The organism is Deltaproteobacteria bacterium (assembly GCA_026712905.1).
In the GTDB taxonomy this organism is placed as follows: Bacteria; Desulfobacterota; Binatia; order UBA9968; family JAJDTQ01; genus JAJDTQ01.
Window position 1 is genome coordinate 1 of the sequence record JAPOPM010000188.1, and the last position, 15,917, is coordinate 15,917.

The 15,917-nt window shown below is 66.0% G+C and carries 15 protein-coding genes; 7 read left to right on the top strand and 8 right to left on the bottom strand.

Going from position 1 to position 15,917, the window contains the following annotated elements; genetic code table 11:
* The 3 genes from OXF11_15480 to OXF11_15490 form a co-directional block, all read right to left on the bottom strand.
* The coding region (locus OXF11_15480; protein ID MCY4488492.1) for an ABC transporter substrate-binding protein at positions 1 to 501 on the bottom strand (501 nt) is incomplete at its 3' end.
* 46 nt (positions 502 to 547) lie between these two features.
* The gene (locus OXF11_15485) at positions 548 to 1,321 is read right to left on the bottom strand and encodes an ABC transporter ATP-binding protein (protein MCY4488493.1); all 774 of its coding nucleotides are present in this window, start codon (positions 1,319 to 1,321) and stop codon (positions 548 to 550) included.
* A gap of 66 nt (positions 1,322 to 1,387) precedes the next feature.
* Complete coding sequence (locus OXF11_15490; GenBank protein MCY4488494.1) at positions 1,388 to 2,173, bottom strand: ABC transporter permease; 786 nt, start codon at positions 2,171 to 2,173, stop codon at positions 1,388 to 1,390.
* Between the two features lie 213 nt (positions 2,174 to 2,386).
* Here OXF11_15490 and OXF11_15495 point away from each other — a divergent pair, with 213 nt between their 5' ends.
* The 6 genes from OXF11_15495 (at position 2,387) to OXF11_15520 (ending at position 10,359) form a co-directional block, all read left to right on the top strand.
* Positions 2,387 to 2,602 carry a Uxx-star family glutaredoxin-like (seleno)protein gene (locus OXF11_15495; protein ID MCY4488495.1) on the top strand — a complete coding sequence of 72 codons (216 nt, stop codon included), beginning with the start codon at positions 2,387 to 2,389 and terminating at the stop codon, positions 2,600 to 2,602.
* Between the two features lie 135 nt (positions 2,603 to 2,737).
* Positions 2,738 to 4,546, top strand: a complete 1,809-nt coding sequence (locus tag OXF11_15500; GenBank protein MCY4488496.1) for a BamA/TamA family outer membrane protein — start codon at positions 2,738 to 2,740, stop codon at positions 4,544 to 4,546.
* Entirely contained in the window at positions 4,546 to 7,128 is a 2,583-nt protein-coding gene (locus OXF11_15505) for a translocation/assembly module TamB domain-containing protein (GenBank protein ID MCY4488497.1), read from the top strand. Before OXF11_15500 ends, OXF11_15505 begins: the two co-directional genes overlap by 1 nt.
* A 247-nt stretch (positions 7,129 to 7,375) precedes the next feature.
* The gene (locus OXF11_15510; GenBank protein MCY4488498.1) at positions 7,376 to 8,338 is read left to right on the top strand and encodes an isochorismatase family protein; all 963 of its coding nucleotides are present in this window, start codon (positions 7,376 to 7,378) and stop codon (positions 8,336 to 8,338) included.
* Between the two features lie 76 nt (positions 8,339 to 8,414).
* A complete protein-coding gene (locus tag OXF11_15515) occupies positions 8,415 to 9,236 on the top strand; it encodes a CmcJ/NvfI family oxidoreductase (protein ID MCY4488499.1) in 822 nt (273 codons plus the stop codon).
* Positions 9,237 to 9,285: 49 nt separating this feature from the next.
* Complete coding sequence (locus OXF11_15520) at positions 9,286 to 10,359, top strand: spermidine/putrescine ABC transporter substrate-binding protein (GenBank protein ID MCY4488500.1); 1,074 nt, start codon at positions 9,286 to 9,288, stop codon at positions 10,357 to 10,359.
* A 167-nt stretch (positions 10,360 to 10,526) separates the two neighbouring features.
* On the opposite strand, the gene OXF11_15525 is transcribed toward OXF11_15520, so the two are convergent.
* The 5 genes from OXF11_15525 to OXF11_15545 form a co-directional block, all read right to left on the bottom strand.
* Positions 10,527 to 10,907, bottom strand: coding sequence for a hypothetical protein (locus OXF11_15525; GenBank protein MCY4488501.1), 381 nt, complete (start codon positions 10,905 to 10,907; stop codon positions 10,527 to 10,529).
* 42 nt (positions 10,908 to 10,949) lie between these two features.
* Positions 10,950 to 12,734: a thiamine pyrophosphate-binding protein gene (locus OXF11_15530; protein ID MCY4488502.1), complete on the bottom strand. Its 1,785-nt coding sequence runs from the start codon at positions 12,732 to 12,734 to the stop codon at positions 10,950 to 10,952.
* Between the two features lie 19 nt (positions 12,735 to 12,753).
* Positions 12,754 to 14,520, bottom strand: a complete 1,767-nt coding sequence (locus tag OXF11_15535; protein MCY4488503.1) for a thiamine pyrophosphate-binding protein — start codon at positions 14,518 to 14,520, stop codon at positions 12,754 to 12,756.
* Positions 14,521 to 14,699: 179 nt separating this feature from the next.
* Positions 14,700 to 15,032: a type II toxin-antitoxin system HicB family antitoxin gene (locus OXF11_15540; GenBank protein ID MCY4488504.1), complete on the bottom strand. Its 333-nt coding sequence runs from the start codon at positions 15,030 to 15,032 to the stop codon at positions 14,700 to 14,702.
* Complete coding sequence (locus tag OXF11_15545; GenBank protein MCY4488505.1) at positions 15,029 to 15,283, bottom strand: type II toxin-antitoxin system HicA family toxin; 255 nt, start codon at positions 15,281 to 15,283, stop codon at positions 15,029 to 15,031. The genes OXF11_15540 and OXF11_15545 overlap by 4 nt, the downstream gene beginning before the upstream one ends.
* A 157-nt stretch (positions 15,284 to 15,440) precedes the next feature.
* Between OXF11_15545 and OXF11_15550 the strand changes: the two genes are divergently transcribed.
* Positions 15,441 to 15,863, top strand: coding sequence for a DUF4399 domain-containing protein (locus tag OXF11_15550; protein MCY4488506.1), 423 nt, complete (start codon positions 15,441 to 15,443; stop codon positions 15,861 to 15,863).
* The last annotated feature ends 54 nt before the right edge of the window (positions 15,864 to 15,917 follow it).

Here is a 15,917-nt window from a genome sequence, read left to right on the forward strand (position 1 = left end):
GGTGGCGGGCACCGTCATGTTGACCCAGGTGACCTTCTTGTTGTCGAACTTGTTGATGTTGGCGAAGGCCGGAAAGATGACCCGCGAGGCATTGGCCTCGGGCGAGCCGATCTTCTTCCCCTCGAGGTCGGACGGCTTGGTGATCTTGTTCCCCACCAGCGTGGCCACGGTCTCCAGGGTCTTGTCGTGGATCATGCCGACCATCTTGAGCTCGGCGCCCCGCGACTTGGCTGCGATCATGTTCCCTACGGAGGCGAAGCCGAAGTCGTCGGTGCCCGAGGCGATCCGCTTCACGGTGTCGCCGGAGCCGAAGCCGCGGGTCAACTGGACGTCGAGGCCCGCGTCCTTCCAGAACCCCTGGTCGATGCTGGCATAGAACATGGCGTGCTTGCCGTAGGGGATCCAGTCGAGGGCGAACTTGACCTTGTCGGCGGCGGACGCGCTGCCGGCCGCGGCCAGGGACAGCAAGAGGATTGCAAGGGCGATGGACAAGCGTTTCATGGCATGTACCTCCATATATTGATTGACGACTACTGTTACCACTCGTTTACAGATACTGCAGCCCGATGGTCTTTCCCACCTCTCGCACGCACTCGGTGAACTCCGCCGACAGCCGCATCTCCGGGGTCCGGGGCCGCGGCAGTCCGATGTCGATGATGTCGGTGATGCGGCCCGGCCGGGGCGTCATCACCATGACCCGGTCCGCCAGGAAGACCGCTTCCGGGATGCTGTGGGTGATCAGCAGGCTGGTCTTTTTCTTTTCGCTCCAGATGCGCTGGAGCTCCATGTTCATCTCGCCCCGGGTCATGGCGTCCAGGGCGCCGAAGGGCTCGTCCAGCAACAGCAGCGAGGGGTCGTGCACCAGCGCCCGGCTGATGGACGCGCGCTGCTGCATGCCGCCGGACAGCTCCCGCGGGTACTTGTCCTTGAACTCCGTGAGCCCGGTCAGCTCCAGCAACTCCAGGGCCTTGGGATAGTATTCCTCCTTGGAGAGGCCGAGAATCTCCACCGGCAACAGGACGTTGTCGATGACCGTGCGCCACTGGAACAGCACCGGGGTCTGGAAGACGATGCCGGTGCTGGACTTGGGTCCGGTCACCGGAGCGCCGTTCACCAGCACCTCGCCGCGGGTCTTGTCCAGCAGACCCGCGATGATCTTCATGATGGTGGTCTTGCCGCAGCCGCTGTGACCCACGAGGGAGATGAACTCCTGGTCGTAGACCTCGAACGAGGCCTCCTCCAACGCGACGATGGGGGCATCCTTGGAAGGATACACCTTGGTGAGGTTCCTGACCTCGATGGCTTTCCCGGTTTCCGTCATCGACTTCGGTCCCAAACTCGATACGCCGCAATCTGGCTGGATGCTTCCCGTCCGCCCGGAGCCGGCCTACATGCCGAAGCCCGTCATCTCCTGCTCGTCCTCGCCGATGCTCCACGGGATCAGCCAAAACTCCAGCAGCACCAAGACGCCATACAGGACGAGGCCCAGGGCCGACAGCACGACGAGGGCCGCGAACATGAACGGCGTATTGACCTCGTAGTTGGCGACCATGACCAGATACCCGAGGCCGGTGTTGCCACCCACGAACTCGCCGATGATTGCGCCGATGACCGCCAGCGTGATGGCGATCTTGAGGCCGCCGAAGAACTGCGGCAACGCGTTCGGCAGGCGGACCTTGGTGAAAATCTGCCAGTCCGAGGCCTGGAGCGACTTGACCAAGTCCAGCATCTCGGGCTGCACCATGCGCATGCCCTGGACCGTGGTGACGATGATGGGAAACCACGAGACCAGGAATGCGATGAGCACCTTGGACATCTCGCCGTAACCCACCCAGATCAGCAGCAGCGGCGCGATGGCCACCTTGGGAACGATCTGGGCCACGAGGATCAGCGGGTAGAGAAGATTCTGAAGCAACCGGGAGTAGACGATCATGATGGCCGAGACCACCCCCAGCACGAGCCCCATGAGGAACCCGTAGATGGTTTCCCGGAAGGTCACGAGGCAGTTCTGCATGAGAGGAAGGAACTTTTCGTGGATGGTCAGGGCCACCACCGACGGCGCCGGCAGCAGGAACTCGGAGACCGACAACAACCTCACCGACACCTCCCAAAGCAGCGTGAAGAGGATGAGGCTGAAAGTGATGGTGCCGAGTTCCTTGAAACGTTCGACCATGCGTTCCCTCGCGTGACCGTCGTCCGGCGATAGCGGTCGTCCGGCGGCGGCGGTCCAGCACGCTTCATAGCACAAGTTCCCGTTCAAATAACCCCCGCCGACGGGTTTTTCGGGAACAAACCGCGCGCCGGAAAGCCCGTGCCATTGCCATCGGCGTCTTTAACGGTTAGCCGTGTAGCAAGGGGCTGGCATCCCCGTCGGAAAGGACCAGACATGGCGGACAAGATACTGATCTTCGGACACGACTTCTGACACTACACGTCGAGTGCCCGTGCGGACTACTCGGACCGAAACTTCACCGTCGAATACGTCAACGTCCTGGAAGACGAGGACGGCCTTCAGCGCATGCTCGCCCTGAACGACGGCAACCGTGACATCCCGGTGATTGTGGAGGATGGCAGGGTCACCGTCGGGTTCGGCGGGAGCTGAGCCGTTTAGCGGCCGCGGTCGCGGCCCCGGAAACCACCAACCCGGAACACCTCCACGTTCTTCACGACCCACACCCGTGCAACGATCCCGATGAACCCCTTCGAGTCGCGTTGGCGAAACCGCCTGCATAGACGAATGCGCACGCTGCTCCACGCCGTCTGCTGCTTGGCGGTCGCCGCCTGCACGGTCACGGAGACGCCCGCGCCGGCCACCGCGCCGGCGCCCGAACCGGCGCTAGCCTATGACGTCGTCCTCGAAGGATCGCCGTCGAAGAAAGTCCTGGAGCTTGCCGGCCACACGCTGCTGACCTACCGGCTCAAGGCCGACGGCGCCCCCAGCGAACACTTCCTCCTGCGCCGGGCGCGGGAGGACGAGGCCAGGCTGGTGACCATCCTGCGCTCACTCGGCCATCATGCGGCCTCGGCTTCGGCGCGCGTGGAGGCTGCGGCAGGCAGGCCAACCGTGACCTTTTCCATCGACGCCGGGCCGTCGTTCACCCTGTCGGAGCACGTTTTCCTGCTCGAAGGCGACGGCACGCGCAAGCCTCCCCCGCTGGATGCACGGGGGCTGGGCTCGCCGGTGGGCGGCCGAGCGCTGTCGGCTCCGATCATGGACGCGGAGCGGGCAGCCGTGGAAGCGCTCCGTCGCCAAGGGTTCCCCTACGCGGCCTTCGTCAAGCGATCCGGCTCCGCGGATGCGCAAGCGGCCACGCTGACGGTCGCCAGCACCATCGCCACGGGGCCGGCTTGCGAGTACGGGCGCGTTGTCTTCGCCGGCCTGGAGACGGTCGCGGAGGATTACCTCCTCACCTACTTGCCGTGGGAAGCCGGACAACCCGTCGACACCGAGGCGCTCGCGGAGTACCAGCGCCGCTTGGCGTCCACCGACCTCTTCAAGTCGGTGTCGGTGCGCATTCCGGAAACCGCGCCACGCGACGGGGAGCCATCCGCCTTGCCGGTACACGTGACCCTCGAAGAAGGACCGCGGCGGCGCATCGCCAGCGGTTTGCGCTACGACACCGACACCGGACCGTCCGCGCGCGCCAGCTTCCGCCACCGGAACCTTCTCGGGGCCAACGAACTCCTGCTCCTTTCCGCCGAGGGGGGGCGCGTGGAACAGAGCCTGGGAGTGGAACTGCGCAAGCCCCAGTACCGCCGTCCGGGCCAGGAGCTGCGCACAAGCCTGAACGTGGAGCAGAAGGAGGAAGAGGCCTTCGAGGCACTCACCGGCACCGGTTTCGTGGGACTGTCGCGGCGCCTGGACCGCGAGTGGGAGGTGGGCGCCGGCGCCGAGGTGGAGCTGGGCACGGTGCGCGACGGCGGCACCGAAGCGGAGACCCGGCTTGCTGCCGCGCCGGCCTTCGCGGCCTACGATGGTACCGGTGACCTGCTCGATCCCAAAAGAGGCGCCCGCTTCCGGCTGGATGCCGTGCCGCACGCGGGGCTCTTCCACAAGTCGGGAACCGTTTTTCTCACCCTCGACGCCACCGGGTCCGTCTACTCCCGCCTCGACGAGAACGCCCGCTACGTGGCGGCCGCACGCGGGCGCGGCGCCATGATTGTTTCCGAGCACCTCGACTCGGTACCGGCGAACCGGCGGCTCTATGCCGGTGGCGGCGAGTCGATCCGGGGCTACGGGCGCTACGCCATCGGCCCGCTCGACGCCGACAACAAGCCCGTGGGGGGGCGGCTGGCGCTGGAAGCCGAAGGCGAGCTGCGCGTGCGCTTCAACGACAGCCTCGGCGCCGTCGGGTTCGTCGCCGGGGGCGCGGTTTCCCGGAACATCGACGGCCATGTCTTCGACGGTGTCCTGTGGGCCGCCGGCCTCGGGCTCCGCTACTTCTCCGCCGCCGGACCGATTCGGGTGGATGTCGCCGTCCCTCTGAACCCGCGCGCCGTGGACGACGACTTCCATCTCTACCTTTCCATGGGACAGGCCTTCTGATGCGCCGCGTGGTGCGGATCGCCGTTTTCCTGGCCGTCCTCCTGCCGTTGTGCGGCGGCGTGCAGGCGCAGGTCGAGTTCGCCGCCATCCGCAACAAGCTCATCCGGCTTGCGCTCGACCAGATCAGCTCGCCCGGCTCGTTCGAGATCCAGGTGCGTGCCATCGAGGACGGCGACGACGGCCTGACCAGTCTGGTGGGCGTGGAGGTTTCGGACGGTACGGGCGTGTGGATGGAGGTCGAGCGAGTGGGCTTCGCCTGGGAGCCGCAACGGCTCCTCGACGGCGAGCTGGCCATCCGGCGCCTGGAGTTCTTCGGCGTCACCGTGACGCGCAAGCCGTCCGCGAACGCCGAGCTGCCGCGGTTGAAGCCGCAGCCACCATGGAGGCGCGGCCCGTTCGACTGGCCGCGATCGCCCATCGCCCTCTCCCTCGAAGGAGTCCGGCTGCAACGCGTTTCCATCGCCGAAGGCGTGCTGCCGCGGTCGATCCGCTTCGACGCGGAGGGACGCGCGTCCGACAAGGATGACCTCCAGGAGATCGTGCTGCGCCTGCGCCGCACCGACGCCGTCGAGGGGCGCATTTCCCTGCAACTCCGGCGCGACTTTGCCGCGGGCACGGCACGTCTCGAAGCCGTCGCCGAAGAGGCCGCCGGCGGCATGGTCGCGGCGCTGGCAGGCTTCCCGGATGACGCACCCGTCCGGCTCCAGCTCAACGCGGACGGGCCGCCCGAGGACTGGCGCCTCTCCTTCGACGCCGCGGTAGAGGGGGCATTCGACGCGAAAGGACGCGCCACGGTTTCACATACGGGCGGAGAGGAGGTTCGGGTGGTCGTGGATTCGGCCCAGGCCCGGTTCGCGTCCGAGAGCGTCCGTCTCGGGAAGCCGCTGCACGCGCGCGTCGGCATCGACGGCTTCGAAGTCGCCGGATTCGACCTGAGACTCGCGTCCGGCGGCAACATCACCGGAGACCTCAACGGGACGGCGGCGGGGCTGCACGGCGGCCTCACGGCGCAAGCCCTGTCCCTGGCCGCCATGAGCCGCCTGGCGGGCACGCCTGTCATCACCGGCTCCCTGGACCTGGACGCCGCATTCGACACGCGGCCGCCCAAGCCCCACGCGCGCCTCAAGGCCCGTGGCCGCGACCTCGTCTTCGCGGGGTTCGACGACGGCGGCGTGGTCGACGTGGATCTGGATGGGGAATGGAACGGCGCGCGGCTGGTGACACGGTCGGAGATCAGGGGAAGCTTCGACACACCGGTGCGCGCGCGCCTCGCCATGGCGGCCGGCGCGGACGAGAACGGTTTGCCCACCTTTTCCAGGAACGCGGAACTGGAGGGTTCCCTCGCCTGGAACGGGCGCCTCGAACGGATATGGGCGATGGTTCCGACAACACGGCACCAACTCGACGGCGACGTGGACATCGACGTCCGTGTGGCCGGTTCCCCGGCGAAGCCGCGGCTCTCGGGACACGGGAGCGTGACCGGCGGCGAATACCGCAGCGTCGACGCGGGTACGGTGCTCACGGACCTCGCGATTCAGGCCCAGCTCGCGGGCAACGACCGGATCGGTCTCACGGCCACGGCGTCGGACCAGGACCAGGGCAAGCTCAAGGCCGCCGGAGCGATCCGACTGGGGCACAGCGTGAACGTGGACCTGCGCATCGACGATGCCACACTGATCCGGCGTGACGACATCACCGCGCGCCTGAGCGGCGCCGCGACGCTCGACGGCACGTTCGAGCACCTGGCGCTTCGCGGCGACCTGCGGGTGAACCGGGCCGAGTACCGCCTCGAGGACGCGCCGCCCCCGGAGGTGGTGGCGCTCGAAGGCATCCGCATCGAGGGAGCGCCCGAGGACCGGCGAGAAGACGGACCGGCGCTCCTGTCTCTCGACCTCACGGTGCGGTCCGAGCGCGGCGTGTTCATACGGGGACGCGGCGTCGATTCCGAATGGAACACGGACCTGAGGGTCACGGGAGCGCCCACGGCTCCGGTGCTCACGGGCACGCTCCAGAGCGTCCGCGGGGGGCTCGACTTGCTCGGCAAACCGTTTGACCTGACGCAGGGCCGGATCGTGTTCGACGGCAGCCCCGAACCGGAACCACGCATCGACGTGAGACTGGAACGGACCACGGACACGCATCAGGGCGGACTGCACCTGAACGGCCGCGCGACGAATCCAAGGATACGGTTCGTCTCACAATCGGGACTGCCCGAGGAGGAAGTGCTGCCGCGGCTCCTCTTCGGGGCCTCCCGGCAGTCGCTCACCGTGGCGCAGGCGATCCAGCTTTCCGTGGCCCTCGCCCAACTGTTCGGCGAGGGGACCGGCTTCGGGCTGCAGGAGCGCCTGCGCACGGCGGCACGGCTGGACGACCTGCAACTGTCCGGCACCGACGCCGATTCCGTGTCCGTGACCGTGGGCAAGAACCTCGGGGACGTCTTCGTCGGCGCCAGACAGAGCCTGCTGGGCAGACGCTCGTCCATCGTGGTCGAGTTGAACCTGTCCGACAACCTGATGGTGGACAGCGAGCTCACCAACGAACGGGGCTCGAACATCGGCGTCCGCTGGCACATGGACTTCTGATTTGCGCCCACGGATAAAATTGACTTGTGCCGTGGGTCTCGGATATTGTCTATTCTAGTGTCCTGCGTCACAAATAGCTTGATGAATCCGCGGGTCCTTTTCGCCGTCGGCTGCGTTGCTCTTCCTCGCGTGGTAACGGCCACTGCTCGTCATCGCGCCTTGCCGACGACAAAAATGCCCTCGCGGATTCATCAAGCTATTTGTGACGCAGGACACTAGTTTTCCACGAGCCCATCCGGAGGCGCCGATGATCAAGCACGTCGTTCTCATCAAGCTAAAGCCCGAGGCATCCCCCGATCAGATCGACCGCATGATCGCGGGCTACAACTCCATGAAGGAATCCATCCCGGACCTGCTGAGCTGGTCCATGGGACCCAACCTGCGCCGCGACGGCGACTACGACTACGCCATGGTCGCCGTGTGCGAAGACGCGGAGAGCCTTCAGCGCTACGTCGACCACCCGATGCACCGGAAAGTGGCGCAGGAGCTGGGACGGCCCCTCTTCGAGTCGCGCGAGATCGCGGACTTCGAGTTCGACCCGGAAGAGGAGATGTGGGAGCCCCAGGTGCAGGAGGTGTGGACCGAGCTGTCGGACACGGTGGAGCCCGCGCACACGGCGCTGGTGGTGATCGACGTGCAGAACGACTTCTGCGCTCCCGGGGGCGCGCGCATGAAGGGCGACCTGAGCTTCGTCGAAGCCATGCGCGAGCCCCTGAAAATCATGGTGGAAGCGGCGCGGGCCGCGGGCGTGCCGGTGATCTACACGCAGACCTCGAACGACGAGGTGCACGACAACGGCCCGATCCTGGCGCGGCGCGCGCGGGTGGGATTGGCCAACGCCAAGTATACCGTTCCGGGAACCCCGGGGTGGGACGTCTGTGACTTCGTCGCGCCCGCTCCCGGCGACGTCAGGGTGAAGAAGTGGCACCACAGCGGCTTCACCAACCCCAAGATGGACGCCACGCTGGGCCGCTTGGGCATCAAGACCCTGGTGTTCACCGGCGCCGCCACCAACGGCTGCGTCGAGGCCACGGTGCGGGACGCCTTCGCCCGGGGCTACTACAACGTGGTGCTGGAGGACTGCGTGGCCGCCTACGACGCCGACCTGCAGCGCTACTCGCTCAAGAACATGGCCACGCATTTCGCCCTCGTAAGCACGAGCCGGGAGGTGCAGCGCGTGTGGGCGGAACAGGGCGTGCTGGCGGGCTAGTGTCAATGGCAACGATGGTAGGGGCGACCCGCGGTCGCCCTTGCGGGTGTTCACCGGAATCCCAAAGGAGATGAAAATGGCCACAGCCGCAGCCGAGAACCTCGAAGACATGGTCGAAACGAGCTTCAACTACATGGTTCACAGGGGCCCCCGGCCCATCACGACGTTCGAGAAACCCAGCCTCGGCTACCCGCACAAGGACCGGGAGTACGAGACCCATACGGCGCTGGTCCGTAACGGGCGCCAGCACCCCGAGCTCTGCATCGAGCGCAACGGCTTCGCCCTGAGACCCCAGCCCACGAAGGTGACCGACTTCTTCGACGAGGACCAGGTCCGCGCGGTGTACTATCCCGAGATGGAAGCGCTGATCAAGGAGCACACCGGTGCCTGCCGGGTGCTGATCTTCGACCACACCCTGCGCTCCGGCTACGAGGAAAAAGGCGCCAAGGGACCGGTGCAGAACGTGCACAACGACTACACCGAGTGGTCCGGCCCCGAGCGCGTGCGCGACCTCCTGCCCGACGAGGCGGAGGAGTTGCTCAAGAAACGGTTCGCGGTGGTCCAGGTGTGGCGCGGCATGCTCAACCCGGTGCTGCGCTCGCCGCTGGCCATGTGCGACGCCCAGAGCATCGCCACCGAGGACCTGATCCCGACGGTACGGCCGCATCCCAACCGGCTCGGCGAGACCTACCACCTGACCTACAACCCGGCGCACCGCTTCTACTACTTCCCGGACATGCAGCCGGACGAGGCCATCGTCTTCAAGTGTTACGACTCGAAGACGGACGGCCGGGCGCGCTTCTCCGCGCACTCCGCCTTCGAGCATCCCAACACACCGGCGGACGCGCCGCCGCGGGAGAGCATCGAGATCCGCACCCTGGCGTTCTTCGACGAATAGCGACACGGAAACGTCGCCCCGAAGGGAACCGCGGCCGAGGAGCATCCCTATGCCTCCGTTTCCCGAATCTCGCCTGACACGCCGCCGCTTCCTCGGGGGAGCGGTGGCGGCGGCAGCCCTCTCGATCCTGCCACGGGACAGCTTCGCCGGGGAGGAGCCCAAGCTCAATTTCTACAATTGGGACGACTATATCGGCGAGACCACCCTGGCGGACTTCAAGGGCCGAACCGGCATCACGGTCCGCCTGGACCTCTTTGTGGACAATGGCGAGCTGTTTGCGAGGCTGAAGGCGGGCAATCCCGGTTACGACGTGATCGTGCCCACCAACGATTTCCTCGAGCGCATGATCGCACACGACATGCTGATGCCCCTGGACCATGCGGCCATCCCGAACATGGCCAATATCGAGCCCGCCTTCCGGGATGCCGCCTTCGACCCCGGCCGCCGCCACTCCGTTCCCTACCTGTGGGGAACGATGGGCATCGGTTACCGCAAGTCCCGTTGCGACGGGATACCCGACAGTTGGCGCTGGCTCTACCAGTCCGACCGCTACAGCGGCCGCGGCGCGCTTCTGAGCGACGCGGGCTCGGTGCTGGGCGCTGCCTTCAAGTACCTGGGGCATCCGCTCAATACGGCGGACCCGAGGATCATCAAGATGGCGGAGGACTTGATTATCGCGCAGAAGCCGCACCTCAAGCGGTTCGCGCCGGACACCGGGCAGGACCTGCTGCTCTCGGGCGAGGTGGACATCGTCATGGAGTGGAACGGGGACATCCTCCAGGCGATGGAGGAGGACGACGACATCGCCTACGTCGTGCCCCGCGAGGGGTCGGCGGTGTGGGAGGATGTACTGGCCATCCCGCGCGGCGCGCCGCATCCCGGGAACGCGCACGCCTTCATGAACTTCATCCTGGAAGCCCACGTTGGCGCCGCGATCGCGGACGCCGTGCGCTATGCGACGCCCAATGCCGCGGCCAAGGCGTTGCTACCGCCAAGCTACCGGGAGGATCCCGTGATCTTCCCGAGCGAGGCGACGCTCAAGACCTGCGAGCCAGGCCGCTATGCGGGACCGGAGACGGCGCGGCTCTACGACGCGGCCTGGACCCGGATCCAGGCGGCCTGAGAGCGGGCATTTACGTAACGGAAAGTCATTGCCGCGGAACAGGCTGCGTCAATACTCGTGAAGCTGGGACCCTACGGATCGTCATTCCCGCGGAAGCGGGAAGGTGGATTCCCGCTTCCGCGGGAATGACGGTAAGGGGCGTCGGTGCATAGCCGGACACCCCCGCATCAGGCCTCGTCGTCGAAGCCGCGCTTGAAACGGCGGCGCCAGTAGGCGTCCAGCGCTTCGTACAGGCCCGGGTCGGCCTTCTTGTTCTTGACGAACCAGTCGCCCAGGATGTCGATGCTGTGGTCCACGTCCACCGCCGGGTTGGACGCGAACAGCACCATCTGGGACAGCGCCTTGCGGCTGGCGTTCTTCTCCAGCGCGTTTCCCAGCCCGACGAGGAACACCTCCCGCCGATGGTCTTGCAAGCGGTTGTAGAGGCTCCACAGCACGGAGGCGGCGCCGTAGCGCTCCACGTCATCGGCCGTGTCGGGGTCGAGCCCCAGGGTGATGCGGACGATGAGGCGCTCGTAGCCTCTTATGTCGTAGTAGTCATACGGCATTACCGTCAAAGCAGCCCGGCAATGCCGGAATCCGCGATCCGTTCAGCGTCGCTGGGTCACCGTGTCCACCAGCGCCGGCTTCCCCTGCTTGACCTGCGCGATGGCGCGGTCCAGGGCCGGCCGGAGATCGGCGGCGTCCTCGATGGGCCCCTCACCGTACCAGCCCATGGAACGGGCCATGGTGGCGAAGTCGGGGTCCGGTCCGCACAGGTCCATGCCGATGTGGGCTCGGTCCGGGTCGGTGCCGCGGTTGCGCGCCATGACGATCTGGTGGTTCCAGTCGTTGTAGTAGGCGCGGTTGTTGTACATGACGATGAGCATCGGGATCTGGTACTTGGCGGCGATCCACAGGCTGCCGGCGTCGAACATCAGGTCGCCGTCGGGCTGGAGGTCCACCACCAGCCTTCCCTTGCCCCGGTGAGCCAGGGCCACCCCCAGGGAGATACCGATCTGCGTGCCGGTGCCCAGCTCGCGGCCGCCGTGGCGGTAGGGTTGGTCGAAGTTCCACAGCCGCCGCGCCCAGTCGTGGAGCGTGCCGGAGGTCAGCACCCAGTCCTCGTCCTTGATGGCGTCCCACACCTCCAGCGCCAGCCGCGGTACGGTCATGGGCACCGCGTCCCAGCGGTCCTCCTTCGCCTGCTTGAGCCATTCAGCTCGGATCTCGGCGTGGCGCTTGCCGACCTCTTCGGTCCTCTTGGCGATCTGCCCGGCCCGGCCCGGGGTGGCGGCGATGCGCTCCTTCAGGAGCTTCGTAAGGGCCGGCGCCGCGGTCACCGGGTCCGCGGTCATGCGCTGGTGCGCGTAGAACGGCCGCGCGTAGGTCATGGCCCACTTGCTGATCTCCGTGTCGGTATAGCCGATGTCGATCCAGGTGGCGTCTTCCGGCACCATGCTCACCACCGTGCGGGTGGCGATGTCGCGCACGTGGGTGGGCTTCTCGAAGTCCGCGATGTCCAGCGTCAGGACCACGTCCGCGTCCTTGTAGCAGCCCTCGCTGTCCATGCTCAGGTTGAGCGGATGCTCGCTGGGGAAGTTGAGGCGCGAGTCGCAGTCCCACACCGCCGCGCCCAGGGTCTCCGCCAGCTCCACCACGTGGTCCCAGCCGTGGGGCGGGCGGGCGGCGAAGTCCGCCACGATGACCGGGCGTTTGGCCGCGGCCAGCGTGTCCGCCGCCTTCTCCAACGCGGTGGGGTCCGCCATGGCCTGCGCCGGCACCTGCACGTTGTCCTCCGGCGGCATGGTCACGTCGTGGTCGAGCGCCGCTTCCTGGAGACCGGCGTCATAGCACATGTAGATGGGCCCCTGCTTGCCGCTCATCATCACCGCATAGGCGCGCGCGAACGCGCCGGGGACGGCGTCGATGGTGGTGGGCTGGGAGTCCCACTTGACGTAGTGGCGGATGGCCTCGCCCTGAACGCTGGCCGAATGGATCCAGTCGATAAACGGCCGCCGCTTGGGCTCTTCCATGGGGCCGGTGGCGCCCATGATGAAGATCGGCGCCCGGTCCAGGTAGGCGTAGTAGATCCCCATGGGCGCGTGCAGCAGCCCCACGAGGTTATGGACGATGGCGATCATCGGCTTGCCGCTGGCGCGGGCGTAGCCGTGGGCGATCTGCACCGCGATTTTCTCGTGGTTGCACAGCATCATCGGCGGGTCGTTCTCGCCGTAGTTCACCAGCGAGTCGTGTAGCCCCCGGTAGCTGGCCCCGGGATTGAGCGCGATGTACTCGAACCCGTAGCGCTTGACCATGTCCACGATGACGTCCGACTGCCACTTGCGGTCCGACTTCTTGATCTCGGGCGCCTCGATCTTTTCCGCCTTGCTCATTTCCGATTCCTCTCTTGGCTCAGGTGTTGATGTCCCGGCGCCAGACGATGGGGTCTACCAGCGCGGGCTTGCCGGCCTTGACCTGCTCGATGGCCCGGCGCACCGCCGGCACCACCTCGGCGGGGTCCTCGATGGGGCCTTCGGCGTACCAGCCCATGCCCCTTGCGATGTGGGCGAAGTCGGGCGGAGGCGCCTCCAGGTCCATGCCGATGTAAGCCCGGTCGGGGTCGGTGCCGCGCTGGTGGGCCATGTGGATCTGGTGCGCCCAGTCGTTGTAGTAGGCACGGTTGTTGTACATGATCACCAGCATGGGGATGTCGTACTTGATGGGCATCCACAGCGCGCCCAGGTCGAACATCAGGTCGCCGTCGGGCTGGAGGTCCACCACCAGCCTGCCCTGCCCCTTGTGGGCCAGCGCCACGCCGATGGACATGCCGATCTGGGTGCCGGTGCCCAGCTCACGGCCCGGGTGCCGGTAGGGCTTGTCGAAGTCCCAGATCTTCTGGACCCAGTCCTTCAGAGTCCCCGCGGTCAGCACCCAGTCCTCGTCCTTGATCGCCTGCCACACCTCGTAGGCGAGCCGGGATTCCGTCATGGGCCGCTGGTCCATTTCCTTCTCGACCTGCTGCTGCCACTTGGCCCACTGGGTTTCGTGCTTGTCCGCCAGCGCTTTCTTGCGCTCCTCGACGCGCCCCTTCAGCGCCGCGTCGGCGTCGATGAGGGCGCCGCAGGCCTGGGTGAGCGCCGGGATGGTGATGGAGGTGTCCCCCATGACCCGCAGGTCCCAGTTGTTGTGCTTGTTGTAGTCGGTGGCCCACTTGCTGATCTCGATGTCGGCGAAGCCGGCGTCGACCCATTTGCAGTCCGGCGTCGTCACCACCGTGACCTCGCGGGTCTGGGTGTTGAGCTTGTGAGAGCCGCGGGTCCAGTCCACCACGTCCAGCGCCAACACCAGGTCCACGCCCGCGAACGCGTCGGGGTTGAAGCTCATGCTGAGAGGATGGCGGTTGGGGAAACCCAGCCGCTTGCACACATCGAAGACCGACGCCCCTACCGTCTCCGCCAGCGCCACCGTGGGCTCATAGCCCACCGGCATGTGCGCGGCGTACTCGGTGAGCAGCAACGGGTTGTCCGCCTTCACCAGCATCTCCGCGGCCTCGGCCACCACCGCCTGCTCCGGCGCGATGCGCGACGGCACCTTGACCGCGGACGCGGACGGGATCGTGATGTCGTCGGTGAGCGGGGTCTCCTGCAGCGCCGAGTCGTAGCACATGTAGATGGGCCCCTGGGGCTCGCTCATCATGATCGAGTAGGCCCGGGCGAAGGAGTCCGGCACGCCGTGGATGCTGCCGGGCTGATAGTCCCACTTGGTGAAGTTCCGCACGGCGTCACCCTGGGCGAAGGCCGTGTGGATCCAGTCGATGAACGGACGCCGGTATTTCTCGTCCATGGGGCCGGTGGCGCCGATGACGAACACCGGGCAGCGGTCGATGTAGGCGTAGTAGACGCCCATGGGCGCGTGCAGCAGCCCCACCACGTCGTGCACGATGGCGATCATGGGTTTCCCCGAGGCCTTGGCGTAGCCGTGGGCGATCTGCACCGCGATCTTTTCGTGGTTGCACAACAGCATCTCGGGATCGTTCTCGCCGTAGTTCACCATGGAGTCGTGGAGCCCCCGATAGCTCGCCCCCGGGTTGAGGGCGACATAGGGGATGTCGTAGAGCTTCATGAGGTCGACGATGACGTCCGACTGCCAGCGCTGGTCCGATTTCTTGATTTCCGACATGGATATGCCTTTCCCTGACCCGGTGTTCCGAGTCTGTCAATCTTGATTCGCGACTATCGAGTGACGGTGATTCGAACGTCAGGATTCAACAATGCAAAGTCCTGCGAAGCCTAGGCGATGAAACATGGTAAGTCAATTTGACCGAGCAACTTTGAGAGCGCTGAACCGAAGCAACCCGACTAGCCGGCGGCGCGCTCCAGCACTTCTTCGGCCCATTGGTTGAGACTCTTTCCGGACAGTTCAGCGGCAAGCGCGGCCTTGCGGTGAACCTCGGGGCTCACACGGAACATCACTTGCCCGGAGAACGCCTTTTGCGGTTTCTTTCCGATCCTGGCGCAGGTCTCGATGTAGTCCTCGACGGCCTCACGAAAAGCCTTTCGCAGGCCCCTGACCGTATCCGCGTGGAAGCCTACGCCATCGCGAATGCCGGCGACCCTGCCGAAGAAGATTTCGTCGCCGTCGTCATATTCGATTCGGGCCGAATAGCCCTTGTAGGTCATCGTATTGTTCATGGAGTTACTCCAATCCGTTCCAGAAACGCGCGGGCCGCTAGGACCTGGTAGCGTTTCGCTTCCTTCGCAGGATGCGGGCGGTGAAACGTCTCGACCTCACCATCCTTCTCGAATCGAACCCGTGACCCTCGTCCTTCAATCAACCGTGCACCAGCAGCGAGAAGCACGGCCTCAATCGCTGCCCATTCGATGGTCTCCGATACCGGCTCGGTGAAGACCGCGGCAAGGGTCTTGCGGTGCCTGCTATTCATGGGCCGACGTAACATCTGCTTGCATTGTTTGCAAGCAGATGGAACTGGCTTGCCGTCCGCGAGGACCCGCGAGCGGCAGCCGCACGGGGACCTGAGCTTGTGAAGCGTACCAAGGGTTGATACGGTCGGCGTCACTTCAGCGGAAAGGAGTTTCAATATGAACAGACCGGGAATCTGGCAACTTTTCGCCGCGGTATTGCTGGGCTTTCTGGCATTCGCCGGCAATGCGGCGGCACAAGAGCAGCGGGCGTTTTTCATCGAGCCGAAGGACGGGGCGGAAGTCCGGAGCCCGGTGAAGGTCGTGATGGGCGTGGAGGGCATGACCATCAAGGCTTCCGGCGGGGTGGTGGCGGGCACCGGGCATCACCACATCCTCATCAACCAGGGCCCCATGCGCGGGGGAAAGATCATTCCCACGGACAAGACCCACGTGCATTTCGGCAAGGGGCAGACGGAAGCCAGCCTTGAGCTCGCTCCCGGGGACTACACGCTGACCATGCAGTTCGCCGACGGCCTCCATCGCTCCTTCGGCAAGAAGATGGCGCACACGATCAAGATCAAGGTGCTGCCCGCCAAGTGACCGCAGAGGTGCAGGGGCGACCGGCCGGTCGCCCCTGCCGGAGATCGTCTCAAC